This window comes from Paenibacillus sp. JT31N17, assembly GCF_056269255.1.
In genome coordinates, this window is sequence record NZ_JBWDNP010000012.1 from 37,355 (window position 1) to 53,271 (window position 15,917).

The 15,917-nt window shown below is 46.8% G+C and carries 11 protein-coding genes; all 11 read right to left on the reverse strand.

Translation table 11 applies throughout. The annotated features are described in order from the left end of the window. Positions 1–36 precede the first annotated feature (36 nt). On the reverse strand, positions 37–945 hold the full coding sequence (locus tag AC0YOB_RS27870) for a carbohydrate ABC transporter permease (RefSeq protein WP_379113415.1): 909 nt from the start codon (positions 943–945) through the stop codon (positions 37–39). A gap of 22 nt (positions 946–967) precedes the next feature. Then, entirely contained in the window at positions 968–1,837 is an 870-nt protein-coding gene (locus AC0YOB_RS27875) for a carbohydrate ABC transporter permease (RefSeq protein ID WP_475795557.1), read from the reverse strand. A gap of 2 nt (positions 1,838–1,839) precedes the next feature. Beyond that, positions 1,840–4,080, reverse strand: coding sequence for a DUF5696 domain-containing protein (locus AC0YOB_RS27880; protein WP_475795558.1), 2,241 nt, complete (start codon positions 4,078–4,080; stop codon positions 1,840–1,842). A 9-nt stretch (positions 4,081–4,089) separates the two neighbouring features. Beyond that, positions 4,090–4,737 carry a Yip1 family protein gene (locus AC0YOB_RS27885; RefSeq protein ID WP_475795559.1) on the reverse strand — a complete coding sequence of 216 codons (648 nt, stop codon included), beginning with the start codon at positions 4,735–4,737 and terminating at the stop codon, positions 4,090–4,092. After that, positions 4,734–6,155 (reverse strand): SMP-30/gluconolactonase/LRE family protein, encoded by a 1,422-nt coding sequence (locus AC0YOB_RS27890; RefSeq protein WP_475795560.1) that lies wholly within the window; start codon positions 6,153–6,155, stop codon positions 4,734–4,736. The genes AC0YOB_RS27885 and AC0YOB_RS27890 overlap by 4 nt, the downstream gene beginning before the upstream one ends. 13 nt (positions 6,156–6,168) lie before the next feature. After that, positions 6,169–7,026 carry a carbohydrate ABC transporter permease gene (locus AC0YOB_RS27895; protein ID WP_475795698.1) on the reverse strand — a complete coding sequence of 286 codons (858 nt, stop codon included), beginning with the start codon at positions 7,024–7,026 and terminating at the stop codon, positions 6,169–6,171. A gap of 19 nt (positions 7,027–7,045) precedes the next feature. Beyond that, complete coding sequence (locus AC0YOB_RS27900; RefSeq protein ID WP_475795561.1) at positions 7,046–7,996, reverse strand: carbohydrate ABC transporter permease; 951 nt, start codon at positions 7,994–7,996, stop codon at positions 7,046–7,048. Between the two features lie 21 nt (positions 7,997–8,017). After that, entirely contained in the window at positions 8,018–10,984 is a 2,967-nt protein-coding gene (locus tag AC0YOB_RS27905; RefSeq protein WP_475795562.1) for an extracellular solute-binding protein, read from the reverse strand. 115 nt (positions 10,985–11,099) lie between these two features. After that, a complete protein-coding gene (locus AC0YOB_RS27910; protein ID WP_475795563.1) occupies positions 11,100–12,521 on the reverse strand; it encodes an ABC transporter substrate-binding protein in 1,422 nt (473 codons plus the stop codon). A 96-nt stretch (positions 12,522–12,617) separates the two neighbouring features. Next, positions 12,618–14,036 carry an ABC transporter substrate-binding protein gene (locus tag AC0YOB_RS27915; protein WP_475795564.1) on the reverse strand — a complete coding sequence of 473 codons (1,419 nt, stop codon included), beginning with the start codon at positions 14,034–14,036 and terminating at the stop codon, positions 12,618–12,620. 70 nt (positions 14,037–14,106) lie between these two features. After that, positions 14,107–15,912 carry a cache domain-containing sensor histidine kinase gene (locus tag AC0YOB_RS27920; protein WP_475795565.1) on the reverse strand — a complete coding sequence of 602 codons (1,806 nt, stop codon included), beginning with the start codon at positions 15,910–15,912 and terminating at the stop codon, positions 14,107–14,109. Positions 15,913–15,917: the final 5 nt, after the last annotated feature.

Below are 15,917 nucleotides of genomic sequence, written 5' to 3' on the forward strand. Positions count from 1 at the left end.
TTCCCATAAAAAGACAAGGTAAGACCACACGCAACCCTACTCCACTAATCCGGAACGTTCCACGCCTTGAATGAAATACCGCTGTAGAAAGAGATAGACAAGCAGCATCGGAACCAGGGCAAAGAACGTAGCGGCCATAACGACCGGCAGACTGAATACTTCAAAGCTGCTGCCCGTTAGCGTATCCAGTGACTGGTAGAGCCGCGGCAGCATCATCGGCAAAGTGAACTTTTCCTCGGATGTAAGAAAGATAGAAGGCTCGAAGAAGTCATTCCAATGCCAGACTAGGGAAAGCAGCGTTGTTACGACAATTGCGGGAGGAGTAAGTGGCATGATGATTTTCCAGTACACTTTAAAGCTCCCGCAGCCATCCACCCTGGCGGCATCCTCCAGCTCCCAGGGAAGCCCTCGAAACAACTGACGAAAGATAAAAATGAACAAGGCGCCTCTAAGCCCGTTTGCGAAAAATGCCGGTACGACGAGAGGCAGCATGCTGTCCAGCCATCCCATAGTTTTGTATTGGATAAATAAAGGCACAATGATCGTTTGCGGCGGAATGATCATCGTAAACATACACAAAACAAACAGTGCTTCGCGCCCGGGAAACTTGATTCTGGCAAATCCATAGGCAACAAAGGAACATGACAATACTTGCCCAACCACGCTTAAGACAGAGATAAGGGCGGAATTGTTAAAGTGAGGCCAATATTCAAGACCAGCCATTCCATAATAGAAATTTTCCCAAGCCAGACTTGTAGGAATCCATTTGATCGTAAAATCCATGAGATCGGCCGGCTGCTTGAGCGACGTTGTAATCATATAAATGAAAGGATATAGGAATACAAAGGCCAAGTCGATCAGAATCACATAGACGAAAATACGATATATCAACGCAATCCAGCGGCTTTTGCTGCCTATTCGGCTTAATAGACTATTATTCCTCATCACGCAGCGGTCACCTCCTCATTTATTTTTCTCCTGTGTAAATGACAAAGCGTTTGGTCGACACGAATACAATAATGAGCAGCAGAAATATAAACAAGAAGTAAATCCAGCCCATTCCCGAAGCGTAGCCCATCTCGATCTTGGTAAATGCCGTATCTTTAATGTAAACCATCATCCGGTTGTTAATGTCGGTGAAAGAGTCAACACAGGTGAATACCAGATTCAGTAGAATAATTGGCGTAACGAGCGGAAGGGTTATCTTCCAGAACATCTCCCACTCTGTGGCTCCATCGCATCTTGCGGATTCATACAGGGATAAGGAAATGCCCTGTAATCCGGCAAGGAAGAGCAGGATTTGCACACCCGTTTTCCAAAATATCACAGTTAACCGGCTCAACATATCAAAGACGATTTGGGAGAATGTCGGACCCATATAAAGAAACACTTCATCAGGCACGCCGATTCCGTTCACCAGTGTATCTTTTCCAACCCCCGCGTACAGCAGCTGCTGCATGGCCAGCCCCGAACCAATAAGTACGGGAAGAAAGAATGCGGCACGAAAAAATGCCCTTCCCCTGATGTTATGATTGAGCAGAATGGCGATAAATAAAGAAAACACTAAAATGAGCGGTGTGTTGATAACGGCATCTTGAATGACGGAGATAAATAAAGGAATGAATTCGGTATCGAGTACGAAGGCTTTGTTGAAATTTCTCCAGCCGACAGATTCAAGCTGGAAATTGCCAACGCCTACGACTTCATGAAAGCTAAGCCAAAGGGAGTAAGCGAGCGGATAAAACATAAACAAGACGAAGCCTATGGCCCATGGGGCAATATACACGTAGCCTGCGAGCATTTTTTTTCTTTCCAAGCCGATTCTTCGCTCTTTCACGCTTATCCCCCCTTGGGCACGACGATATAGTTTTTATCCGGAATACGAAGGCCATCAATTTCAACTTCCCGCGGTAAATAATTGACAATGACACGAGTGCCATCTCCATAAACGACTTCATAAACATCCTTTTGCAGTTTTCGATGCACCTGGATCGATTGAGACCATATTGGCTGCAGTTTCTCATTCATCTCTTTATACTGTTGGACCGATTGATCTACCCAGTTGTTGTACGAGGAACTGAATAAATCGCTATAGTAGGTGTCTTTTAGCTCTTCCGAAAAATTCTTCGTCAATTGATAGTAAGGCATATAACCATATTCTACCATTTTAAGGAACTGCAGTTGGGGATCGTAAAACAAATTTTGCGGATATCCCGAGTAGGGAATGAGTCCGTGTACGACCATTTGGTAGAATGGAATGGTTTCATCGGTGAAGAAAAAACCGCTGTCCTCCGTTGGAATATCGAATAAGCGGGACGCTTTCAGAATGCTGTACCCATTCCCGCCTACAGCAGCGGCACCACCAAATTGCTTGCTCGACTTTTCCATCATCTCCATCCATTGCATGGCCGTTCCTTCTCGTGTCAGCGGGTAATCCTTGTTATAGTCGTAGTAGTCCTGATAACCGATGCCATCAAAGTTAATGCCGGTAATCCCCAGTTTACTTAGCGGATCAAGCACATCTCCTTGAAACTTCAAATTTTGCTTACCCGCATTCAGATTAAACATTTCACTGTAGCGATCCGTCACGGCAAAATGGTTGGCTCCGACAACGACGTCGCTGCGTGTCGAGAATCCTCCGCTTCCCTTCCAGGCGTCGACGTAATTATCCTGAAGAAATAACTGGAATTTGTTATTTTTAGTATAATCGCTCAATTTATTCAAGCCGCTCAAACCGCCCAATTGACCGGAGGGAACGCTTCCAGAAGGATATTCCAGATAACCTTTTCTCGTCCATCCAAGTAAATTTGCGGAAATGGATTCCACACCCCGTTTCTTCAAGTCTTCCATCATTTCCTGCGCCTGCGGGAATGTAGTAGAAGCAATGAAATCATCGAACAGGATCTGGTGCTTCTTGATCCCCATCAGCAAATCAAGACCATACGGAATAGGATCCTCCTTCCTGATTTTTGAAGTCAGCCCTTGTTCGTTGACCAGGTATTCCCGGTATGCCGAAGCCATGTGACTGTAGTCGGCTTCCTCCCCGCTGAAGAAAACATAGCGGATCGTATGATCTTCCCGTATCAAGTTTTTCTCCGGTTTCTTGGTCAAATTCCCGTCCTTCTTGACAGCTTCATATTCCCGTCTATAGACGAGCTCGGAGGAAACCCGGTTTAAATTAATCAAATAGCCGCTTGGCGAGTAGAGAATATTCGCGTCATAAGCGCCATCCGTAATCATCCCAAGGAATGCGTTATTACCGACCTTCAGACCGAATATGGGAAGCAGCGCATTCTGCTGCCTTTGATAATTGTTAAACGATATGGTATCCGGACCGTAGACACTCGCCCGATAAGGATTCAAATAGTTGGGATGATTGGTTTTAAACGTAGACAGCGCACCGGGACCGTCAGGATAAATGGAATACCCTTCCTTATGATCCGATGCCGCTCCGAAAAAAGGAAGCGGCGCAATCGCCATGACCCAATTATCGCTGGATTCCTTGATAGACTTTCCCGGTACCGTGACCTCAAGCGAGTTCCCCTTCAATTGAAAGCTCATATCAAAACTGATTTGCAATCTGGGCAAATCGTAGTGTACGGATATCCCGTTTTCCAGAGAAACGGCCTTCATCTTCGGCTGCTCCATGACCGAGTTTGTTTCCTGGGTCTCCAGGGCAGGCAAGCTTGGATCCGTGAACGTCAGATGAAAGGCCGACTGACTGCTCGCCGTCCACAGCTCATTCCCATCTGTCTCCACGTCCTCGAGCGGTACTGCAGATTCCCACTTATATCCGTTCTTCTTATCCTTCACCACAATGGCGGAATCAGAGGAGCGGAACATTAACTCAAGGCGGTCCGTCTCCCCCACCTTCTCAAATTCGCTTTGTTCATCCGCCGGCTGAGCATCCGAGGCAGATGGTTCCACAGAAGCCTCGACGACCCCGTTTTTCGGTTTTATTTCCTGATGTGCCCGGTCAATGGCTCTTTGCAGAGAGGGTAAGGCCAAGAGCACGAGCGCTGCAAAGATCAGGATGACCGCGACATTGTATATCCACTTTTTGGATTTTCCCGTAATCATGGTACCCCCTTAATTATCCAGCAAGTATCGAATTTCTACGGCAATTTCGTTGATAAATTGGATGACATGGTTCGTAAGGGCAAAGACGAGGCCAATCGTCCCCCAGAAGGTAAGGAAAGCAAAAATGGATAACAGGACGACGCCAATCGACTTCTTAAAGGAATAATCATTAAGCACCTTGAGCTGTATGAAGATGAGCAAGGCTACCCAAAGCCAGATCAAGAGACTGATACTGTTATAGAGTCCAATCTCGCCTTTCGATATGACGATGGAGAGCGCTGCCAAGGGAATCGCAAACACGATATACGGAATCAGCGCATAGGACATGGCCGTGAGGATTTGGCTGAAATAAGCTTCACCGTCCATAATTGCGGTAATCAAATAACAAGCGATGACCCCTGATAATAACGGCAGTACGAATCGGACTAATTCCAAATTCAAATCGGCGTCCCTGGGCTGAAGAGAAGTGATATGAAAGCTCGTCATATATATCGTCACGATTCTGACGCACAAGGTTAGAAGGATCAGCACAAAGGCTGAGATCAGGTGCTTGTTCTTCTGCAGCTCTTCAAATCCGTCTACAGGATGAAACAGTATCGCGATCCCGAGCCGAAAGGACCGCATGGAGGACTGTTTCATTGATACTGCTCTGTTCAATAGCCATACCTCCTTATGACGGAATTCGTTACGCGAATCATGACCTTCACAATAAGGTACACCACATAAATGATGAGAACTGCCACCAGCAGGATCCAGCCGAGGTATTGACGCATGAAGTCATGCCGGTACTCGGCAAAAGCAAGCGAATAACCATCCTGATCTTCACCCAGCTTGAATTCCTTCATAGCCTCTTTCCATTTCTCTTCCTTCATCAGAGCCTTGGCTACGCCCCGGTGGGCTAACGGATAATTTTCATCGATGTTCAGTACTTCCTTCCACGGCTGCAGGGCTTCCTGGTAACGCCCGTTAAAATGTAATTGACTCGCTTGATGAATCAATTCCGCAAACCGCGTCGGCTTGAAGATTTGAATATTATTCCGATCACGGTCAAGGACGTAGATCGTACCGCTTTTATCGATTACGATGCTGGTTGGATATTCGAATCGGCTCTTTACATCCCCTTGACCGCCGAATACAGCAAGCAAATTCCCTTCCTGATCGTATTGATAAATCTTACGCGACATGGCATCCAAGGCATTAATAATCCCGTATTGATCTACAGCCAAATCGACGAAATACGGAACCTCCAACGTACCGCTATCTATCGAGGACTCTCCGAAGAAAGCTTTTTTATAGATGTTCTCACCCATCGCATTAAACTTTTTAATCTGATCGGTATCGATCAGAACAGTAGGCGTATAGATAAATCCTTTACTGTCCATCGTCAAATTAGCGTTCTGTTGAGGCACGGCGTTGTTTAACTGCTCCCTCTGCTCAGGCGTTGCCAATAACCGGATGAGGAGATTCTTCCAATCAAATGGAACACGGTTTGCTCCAATATAACCGCGAAACCGATTCATGGCATCGATCATCATAAACCCGCTGTAATCCGTCTTATTCAGCACGTACAAGTAGCCGCGACGGTCTATAATGACTTTATCGGGAGCGAATTCCATTTCCGGACTAATCAACGTGGATTCCGGCTTTACGAATTCCTCCACCAGCTTGCCATCAGGAGCCAGATGGATCACCTTGCCGCTCCCCGTATCCGCGACGAACATATCGCCCAGCCCATCTACGAAGATGCCGCTTGGTTGATCGAGCACAACTCCCTGTTCCTTGCCGTAGATGCCAAGCACCTTCCCATCGGTGTTCATTTTCACAATCCGGTTATTATCTGTGTCGGCTATATACAAAAGACCCTTCTCATCGATAAACAGGTCTCTGGGCTTATTTAATCCCGGACTGCCCACATCCAGGATGACCTTATCGACGGTATACGTGAGCGGGATCGGAATCTTATAGCCATGCATCGGGTCAAGTGTGTAGGACATTTGCGGGAGAGCATAGGCTGGCAAACTGCAAATAAGAAACAGCAGACAGCCGAGCAGGACCGCTGATATTCGTTTGACCATTGTGTCCGCCCCCCTAGGATTTGATGCCGGAATGAACCATCGTATTCATAACCATTTTCTGAAACAAAAGAAAGATTAATATGGGGGGCAGCGTAATCAGGAAGGTACCGGCAGCAAGTGCACCCGATCGCGCTACCACACCCGGACCCCCGGCAAGCGTCTGAATCGCAAGCGGCAGAGTCTTCATGGTTTCACTTGTAGTGAAAACAAGGGTAGAGAAATAATCATTCCAGTTCCCGATGAAAGAGAAAATGATCAGTGTCGACCAAGCGGGCTTGCTTACCGCCATGATGACCCTCCAGAAAATGGTCCACTCCGAAGCACCGTCAATATGTGCCGCCTCAATTAGCGCGTCCGGAATTTGATCAAAGAACTGCTTCATTAAGAAAATATTAAAGGCCACCGCGATTTTCGGCAGAATTAATGCCCAATATGTGTTGACCAAACCCAGACTGGAAACAATCATATAGGTCGGAATTTGCGTGACTTGCGGCGAGAACATCAGAGCCGATAGAATCACCGCAAAGATAAACCCGGCGCCAGGCGGCCTGAATTTGGATAGCACATAAGCACCCAAGCTGCACACAATCAAGCTGGCAACAACGATCGAGCCTGAAACGAACACACTGTTGAAGATGTATCGCGAGAAAGGAACGATAGAGCTGTCCGTAGCGGTAAGCAAGTCATAAAAGCTGCGCAGCGTCGGCTTTTGCACAAAGAATCTCGGCGGGTAAAGGAACAGCTCATCGAGTGGCTTGAATGCCGTCGAAACCATATAAATGATCGGCATTGCCGTGAACCCGACCAAAACAATCATAAAGACATACAATAGTCCCCTGTTGAAGCGGGTAACAAATTTCGCATAGTTCATCGACACGTCCTTTGCCCCCTTATTGTTCTTTGGACGATAATAATTTCATGACTATCCGTCCCAAACCAAGCGTAACAAAAAACAGGAATACGGCGATGGCAGAAGCGTACCCAAGCTCAAACCGAATAAACGCATAATCGAAGAGATGGGAAATAATCGTATGCCCTGCATAGTTGGGGCTTGGCATGCCGGCCATGGCAACGGCAATATCGAACACACCGAAGGCAGCCACGATGGAGTTCACTGCCCCAAACAACAGCTGCGGCTTCATAAGCGGCAGCGTAATAAACCAAAGTTCCTGGAAACGGCTTGATACGCCATCGATTGCCCCCGCTTCATACAACTCAGGCGAAACATTCTGAAGCCCGGCTAGAAAGACCAGGAACCCCGTCCCCATGCTCATCCATAAGGAAACAATAATGATGACGGGCATGATCGTATCCGGGTCGGTCGTCCATAGAATAGGTTCGCTGATCATTCCCCAGTTCAACATCCAATTGTTTAACAGACCGTAACGGTCGCCAGAGAAAATGTAGAGCCAGACGATGGATAATGCGATACCGCTTGTAATGGAAGGCACATAAAAGGCCAATGAAAATAACATTTTGGCCCGAAGCGTATCAATGACCCAGGCAAGCAGAAACGATAAACAATAGCTGAGCGGTCCAGCGATAACAGCAAAGATGAAGGTGTTTTTGAGCGATTTGATGAAAATATCATCTTCAAGAAATAAGACGCTATAATTCGATAGGCCAACCCATTTGGCAGGCTGAAGCATGTTGTAGTAGGTAAAGCTGAGGTAGACGGATTGAACGACAGGGATAACGGTAAACACGATGAAGAGGATCAGAAACGGGCTGAGAAATAAGTAACCAAGCGCAACTCTCTTCCCTGCATGGGATAATTTGAATCGGCTTACCTTCTGTGATGCCAGCTGAAACGGGCTTTTGACTTCGACACTGCTTTGCATCTCGCTCCTCCTTCCGCCGCTCTAATCCGGAGTAAATCCGAACTCTTTTTGTTTGGCTTCAAGCTCTTTATTAATATCCTTGATTCCCTGTTCCAGCGACTCTCTGATGTTCATTCCCCCGAGAACAACGCGGTTCCACGCATTGTCAATGTTCCGCGCAGTGAAGTATCCGCCAAGCACATACGGCTGTTCTTTGTAATACTTCCACTGATCGGTTAAAGCCTTCAAATCATCCTCTGGCCAAGGCAGCTGAGAGAAGGCTTCCATATTTGCTGTATTCCAGCGCGCTTCTACGCCGAGCAGAGCCTCGAGTTCCTGACCGAATTGAACCTGGCTCTCCGTACTGGTCCACCATTTGAGAAATTCCCACGCTTCCTTTTGATGCTTCGATTGTTTGAAGATCGCAACAGATTGAACGGCACCGCCGCTCGTTCGGTCAATCGTACCGTCGGCTTTCTTATGGCCAGGCGATGGTGCAACGCCCCATCGTCCGATTAGTTCCGGTGCTGCAGTGGAGAGTAGAACGTATGTCAGATAGTCGGCAACGCCGATCGGCATTTCCCCCGTCCGGAAACGGTTGAAGAAATTGGCTGTAACCGGAAATTTGTAATTGGTGTATAGTTCCGTCCACTCCGTAAAGGCTTGAAAGGCTTCAGGAGTATCAAGTCCGGATTTCATCCCATTCGCATGATAGAATTCGCCGCCATTCTGGTAAAGGAACGGCATGAATCCAAGTGACGAGATCGGGTAGAACATCTGCATCCCATTTTGCTGCAGGATAGGTAGCATGGCGTACGTGTCTTCCCATGTTTGCGGAATGCTGACACCGAGCTCCTTCAATATATCCTTACGATAAACAAGTACGTTGAAATCCTGTGTCTCCGGGAGTGCGTAGTTGCCCCCGTTGTATTGAAACGGAATTAGCGATCCTGATAAGAATCGTTTACTGACCTCCGCATAATCCGGGAATTGTGATAAATCGACCGAGGCATCCCGAATTGCAAATTCGACAGGTAAATGTGCATCGACACCAGTCGCAACATCAGGCGCTTTGCCTGAACTCGCCGCAAGCAGCAGCGTATTGACCGAGCCTGCGTTTAATTGTCCCGCTGGAAGCGTATTGACATTAATCCGGATACCGGTTTTCGGAGTAAAATCTTCTTCCGCCATATCCTTCATGATTTCCGCCCATTCTTTGCCTCGCGATACCCAGACCTCAATGACCGGACCGGTTTCTTTAGCAGGCTCGCCTGCAGCGTAGACACTGCCAACGCCCGTATAATCCTTCGTGAAAGAGGCTATGAAGTTTTGGAACGTACTGATGGACTTCTGCAGGAAGCTGGACTTCACTTTGGGATATTCGGTATCCGGTGAACTGATTGCAAGGTAGTCGAGTATAAGCGGTACATTCTGCAAACCCATCAGCAGCGTGCTCAAGCTCGTTTGGCTATTGCTTAGCTCCGACAACTGCCTTGGAATCGAATCCGGATTCTTGATCATTTTTTCGAATGTATGATTCATCATACGAAGACTGTTCACCGTGCTTGGCTCTTCCTCCGATAAAGCCTTCAATGCATTCATTTGAACGATCAGGTCGTCCGCGATTACCTTTAAATCCTCAATGAGCTTTGGCACTTTCTTGCCCAGTTCATATTCGAAGTTTGGATCCGGAGTAGGTCCCGTTACCATAATGATGCGCCTATACAGGTCGGACAGCTTCTGCGTATCCGCCGTTAAGTCCTCGATAATCGGCTGGTAAGGCCCGACCTCGGCAACCATGGTGAGCGTATGCTCCCCCTTCGATAAATACATAAGCATAGGATCAGATTTGCTGCCTTGTTTATGCAGTGTTTCGATTCGCCAGCTTCGCGAATAGGTGAACGGGTATAATTCCAATTCTTTGAAAGGTACCTTCCCATCTATGAGAATTTGACGATAGGACGGAAGCCCATCGCCCCACCATTGTCCAAATTTCAGGCCAATCTTATATAATCCGTCCTTTGGGACTGTGAATGCCCATGTGGCTTTCTGACCACCTTTTCTCCAGCGCCAGTCGCCGAATGCATTCAGCCGTATATTTCCGTCCCCTGCCGGCTCCATTAGCGGATCGCCATTGGATTCTCTACGAATGGTCGGATCGGATTTTGCAGGATTGCTTTCCGCTTGTACCTTCACGTTTATATTCGAAACGGATTCATATCCTTCCGCCCCATAGGATTGTTTCATAGCGTCATAGCTTGGCAATTGTTCCGGTGCTGTTATCCGAATTTGATCCAATGCCATGGGTTCTACTAAATAATTCATCCGTATGGCATGTTTGCCTGTACTGAAGTAAAATTGAAAGGGTCCCGGATATAACCCGTTACCGTCCATAACCGGCAAACTCATCCATTCCGGCTCCTCCACTTGCTTGGGGCGAACATCATCTCCCTGATTGTTCTGAACGGGATCGCCTCGATCTATCCAGTTGCGATAGAAATAGATCCGCTGTGCTTCACGAAATGGACTCTGTCCGTCTATTAGCAGCTCACGTTGTATAGGCAGCCGTTTCCCCTGCATTGGATAATAATTTGTCGTTATGTTGTAAAGTCCACTCGAGGGTATATCTACCGTCCACTCCAGCCATGTCGTACCTTTATCCCATACCAGAGCGGTTGAATGACCTTCGACAGCTTCCGAAGCAGGCCTAGAACCGCCGAATGCCGAAAATTCAGTTGCCGGGATGACTATTTCCGCTCCCGCTGCAGGTACATAGCCTTCTTTGTTATAAGCAGCCAATGTCTTCCCGTAGGTCGGCTGTAAAATATCGTCTATTGACAAATGATCTTTATCCGATTGCGGAATGCCTTGATTTTGATTCCGATCCCTTAAACGCTCGCTGGCATAAGATTGAAAATTTCCACCAAAGGTTACAGAACAAACAAGAAAGGCAAGCGATAACAGCATGAATTTCTTCCAGTTCAATGCTTTGTTCCAACTTCGTTTCAAGAACCGTCACCTCATTGTCGTTCAATTCATCCAGGCAGTTGTCTTATTTGTCCTTGCCGGTAAATCGGTAAAGGAAAGAGGCAGCTTCGTATCTCCCCTTTACCGGTCTGATCATTTATTTGGCAGCTTCTAGTTTTTTCAATTCGTTATCCACGTTCTTTTTTGCTTCATCCAGCAGTTTCTTGGGCTCGCCTTTCCCGTTCAGTGCTAAATCCGTCACACGGAATGTTTCATCCCACATTTTTTGACCTGCCGGGGTAACAGGGCGAGTATGCGCGGTTGGCATCAAATCTAGGAATACTTTCAATTTTGGATTATCCGCTATTTTCAACTCCTCATTCACCTTCGGCATCGCTGTAATATCATTTCCGGCATCCGCACGTTTTCCCCAGAGCAGCGTGCCTTCATAACCGCCGATATATTTGAGCAGCTCCCATGCTTCTTTAGGATGCTTGGCTCCTTTTGGCATAACCCAAGACCAGCCTCCTGCCCAGGTGGATTGAGCTTGTCCATCCTCTGCAGGCATCGGAGCGACGCCCCATTCAAATTTCGGTTTCACCTTTGCGTTATTGATCAAATCGTTCAATATCCAGTTTCCGTCAAACACAAATCCGACTTTCCCCGTCCAGAATGGATTGATTCCGGTTTTCCCCATTACGTCGTTGAAATTGTTAATTTTGGCCATGTCATACTTCTTCGCATAACCAGTCATCCATTCAAGCGCTTTCACGATTTGAGGGTCGTTCGGCGTTAGTTCCTCGTCTTTTGCCCATTCCCCGCCAAAGTTCCATCCCTGGGTATATAAGAAGCCCTGATTCATCCATGGAATTAACCCGACCTGTTCATACCCGCTGCTTGTTTTCTTGAATATCTTCTCAGCCGCCGCGTCAAGCTCGCTAATAGTAGTCGGTGGCTTCTCCGGATCAAGACCGGCTTCTTTCATTAATGTTTTGTTGAAATACATCGCCCGGTTATCCGTACCAAACGGCATAGCATATAATTCATTCTTGTAATTCCCTTCTTCCCAAACGCTGGGGTAGAAATCATCAGCGGTAACCGTGCCGTCTGCGAGATAAGGAGTTAAGCTCTCGAGAGAGCCCTTGGCTGCCCACGCTCCCGCCATAAAGCGATCGAGTAAGGCCACATCCGGAGGCGTACCTCCGGCAATGAGAGTCGTCAATTTCTCGGTCCCTTGTTCGGTAATGTATTTTACTTTGATGTTAGGATGCGTTTTCTCGAATTCACTAATGACAATCTTCGTATAATCCTGCTGAAACTTGCCGCCCCATGACCAAAAATCGAGCGTTACTTGCTTGCTGCTGTCTTTGCTATTCCCGTTAGCGGCCCCGCTGTTTGCATCATCTCCATTTGCTGTACGGTCTCCGGTTTTTTTATTGTTTCCATTTGATGTATTCGTTCCGCTTGCTTCATTCGTACCCCCGCAGCCTGTTAATGCAATGGAAACTAATAGTGCGGCCACAACAAACATAATCATTTTGCTTTTAAAATGTAGAGTTTCAACACTCTTTTTCCTCACTTTCCAGCCTCCTCTTTAATCATCTCAATAGATATCTTTGACACCACCTTAGTGTAAACGCTTTAATTCAATTCGGTAACGTGCCTATGTTTGTATTTAGTGTAGTATTTTTGTTTTATGGGTACGCTCAATCTTCGACCCTTCCAATGCCTTCACTTTTGCAAGCTCAGTATCGAGATTCTTCTTCATTTCGCCCAGGAGGGCTTTTGGTTCACCCTGCAGATTGACTGCCAGCTTTTGTACGCGATACATCTCATCCCACATGAATCCGCCCACAGGCGTTACCGGACGAATATATGCATGCTCCAGCAGCTTGATGAATACGTTCATTTTTTCCTTCTTATCCAATCCAAGCTGTGCGTTCACTTCCGGAATACAGGTCAGATCATAATTGTTAGCCGGTCGGCCTGACCAAAGAAGAGCCCCCTCTTTACCAGCAATGAATTTAATAAACCTCCACGCCTGATCTTGGTTCCTGGCTCCTTTGGGCATAACGAAAGACCAGCCTCCCGCCCAAGTAACCGATTTGTTACCCTCTTCTGAAGGCATCGGCGCTACACCCCACTCAAAATTCGCCTTATCGATATCGTTAAGCAGCCAGTTGCCTTCAAAAATAAAACCTACTTTGCCGGACATGAACGGATTTTGTCCGCTTTGCCTCAAACTATTCGAGAAATTCGTCATTTTCTTGTTGTCATATTTCCTGGCATAGCTTTGGATCCACTCCAGCGCCTTGACAATTTGCGGATCGTTTGGCATAAGTTCTCCGTTCTTCTCCCATTGGCCGCCAAAGTTCCAACCATGTGTATATAAGAACCCCTGGCCCATCCAAGGTATAATACCAACCTGATCGTAACTTCCATTGCTGTTTTTTTTGAACATTTTTTCAGCCATTGCATCCAGCTCTGCTATCGTTGTCGGCGGTTTGTCCGGGTCAAAGCCCGCTTCCTGCATCATGGATTTGTTGTAAAACATAGCACGGCTGTCCATATTCCATGGGAGCGCGTACGTTCTGCCCTTATATTGAGTTTCCGACCATACATTAGGGTAATAGAGGCTTCCCATATCATCCTGGACGGCATACCGGGTTAAATCCTCCAAAGAATCCATTTCAGCCCATTGTCCGACCATAAACCGGTCAAACATTGCTACATCCGGTGCCTGGCCTCCTGCAATCGCGGTCTGCAATTTATCCGAAGCCTGGGTATTATCAGAGTTTTCAACAAAAGTCATTTGGACTTTGATATCCGGATTAACCACTTCAAACGGTTTCACGACTGTATCGTAAAATTCTTTCTGAAATCCTCCTCCCCATGGAAACCAGAAGCTTATCGTTACAGGTTCGCTGCTCTTCTTTACATTACTCGAATCACCATTGTCATTGGCCGTCCCCGTATCCGCTTCCGAATATGAAAATTCTTTGCTGCTGCATGCGGCCAATAACATGATTACGGCTATCATGAGGATAAGAATGGAAGATACACGGCTTTTCTCACCAAGTAAGAGCTCTCTCATCTTTACATAAATCCCCCTTACAATTAATGGAATCCGTTGCATGTTGCGGCATCTTCTGCATGGAACGAGTTCAGCTGGCATGCTTAACCTGATCCCTCTTCGTGAGCGGTATCGTCATCGTAACCGTAGTACCTTCCCCGTATCGGCTGTGGATCTCTATCCCGTACTGAGGCCCGTATGCGATTTTAATCTGTGAATTAATGTTTCGCAGCGCAAAATTCCGATTATCCTGCGGTTCCCCGCCTTTCAATATAAGCTGCAGCTCGGACAACTTATCGTCCGATATCCCGGCCCCATCGTCAGCTACAATGAACTTCAAGCAATTGCATTCCCGAATAAATGCTACATCAAGCCTGCCTTTGCCAGTCTTTTTCTCCAGCCCATGATAAATCGCGTTCTCTACGATAGGTTGAAATATAAATTTAAGCGCCTTATAATCCGCAAGCGATGTGTCTGCTTTCAAGAGAAGAGTGAACTTATCCTGATAGCGAACCTTCTGAATCATGATATAACTATCGATCAACTGTACGACCTCACTGACGTACACCTCATCCCTGCCTTCGCTGAGACTCAACCGCAAATACCTGGATAACCCAAAGACCATAGTGCTGATATCGTCCACCTTGTTAATCCGTGCAATCCAGTGTACCGAATCCAGCGTATTGTATAGAAAATGAGCGTTAATCTGAGAGCCGAGCATCTTGAGCTGAAGATCCTGCTCCAACAACTTCTGCACATATAGTTCATTGATTAATTCCTTGATATGAGCGACCATCTCGTTGAAATGAATAAACAAGTAACCGAATTCATCTTCCCGCTTGTCCTCGAGACGTACATCGAAATCGCCGTTTTTCGCTTTATGCATAGCCCGAATCATCTTCTGCAGCGGCCGGTGAACCGTCGAAGCAATAATTAAGGCCAACAGGATACCGATTGCGGAAAACAGGACTCCGAGCGATAACATGTAAAAGCGGATATCGTTCGCTTCCTTCATCAACTCCGAGCCGCGGAGCATACCGACTAGAGTCCAGGGGGCTGTTTCCAACTTGTTGTAAACAACGAGCACCTTTTCTCCATCGATTCGTTTGCTGAATATACCCTGATGCTTTTGTTCCAATTGAACGCCAAGCATACTGGATAAGCGTATGCCGTCCTTGTCGCCGACAATCTGCCCGGTTCCGTCGATAATGACATTCATGCCCGATCCGTCGTAGTCGATCTCCGATAGAATATCCATAATCTCTTTGGGATCTATCTCATATAACGTAACACCGATAATTTCTCCGCGGCTATTAAAGTCCTTCTCCGCCCGCCCGAAGCAGAACACAGGCCCGGATTCCGCCTTCCATGGCGTAATAAACGACTTACCCATACCGAAGTAAACCGCTTGTCCGTCTGCTTCGCGAATTTGTTTGTACCAGAGCTCGAGGGAATGATCGTAAATATAGGGATTATAGGCAGGGGTTGAATCTCTAGGCGAGTAATGATAGGAGAAGCCTTTCTCGCCAAACAAGTAAACGCTATCCACATCGTTTCTTGAATTGACCAGATTAGATAGAAAGGCTGTATTGCTATTGTTGTTCTCGATTCGTTCCATTTCGTCAGACAGCTCTCCATCCAGCTGTTTCTGAATTTCCTTGTTGCCTACGACCAGCAGCGAGCGATCCTCGTACCCTTCGATGATTTTCTCAATCCGTTTACTCATTTGCTGAACATTCTGAAGAGCCATTCCGCCAATCTTGTTCTCCATCATCTCGGTGGATTTGACATAAGAGAGATACCCCATCACCGTAATAATGATAAGCATACTGGCGACATACAACCCAAAGACCCTCATGCCTACATTGGTAAGCTTTATTCTCCTAATAAATGCCACAGTCC

Bases quoted from the DNA above. Each gene is read 5' to 3' on its own strand.
- AC0YOB_RS27890 (WP_475795560.1), bottom strand. From the start codon at position 6,155: ATGGTCAAACGAATATCAGCGGTCCTGCTCGGCTGTCTGCTGTTTCTT.
- AC0YOB_RS27870 (WP_379113415.1), bottom strand. From the start codon at position 945: ATGAGGAATAATAGTCTATTAAGCCGAATAGGCAGCAAAAGCCGCTGG.
- AC0YOB_RS27895 (WP_475795698.1), bottom strand. From the start codon at position 7,026: ATGAACTATGCGAAATTTGTTACCCGCTTCAACAGGGGACTATTGTAT.
- AC0YOB_RS27915 (WP_475795564.1), bottom strand. From the start codon at position 14,036: ATGAGAGAGCTCTTACTTGGTGAGAAAAGCCGTGTATCTTCCATTCTT.
- AC0YOB_RS27880 (WP_475795558.1), bottom strand. From the start codon at position 4,080: ATGATTACGGGAAAATCCAAAAAGTGGATATACAATGTCGCGGTCATC.
- AC0YOB_RS27900 (WP_475795561.1), bottom strand. From the start codon at position 7,996: ATGCAAAGCAGTGTCGAAGTCAAAAGCCCGTTTCAGCTGGCATCACAG.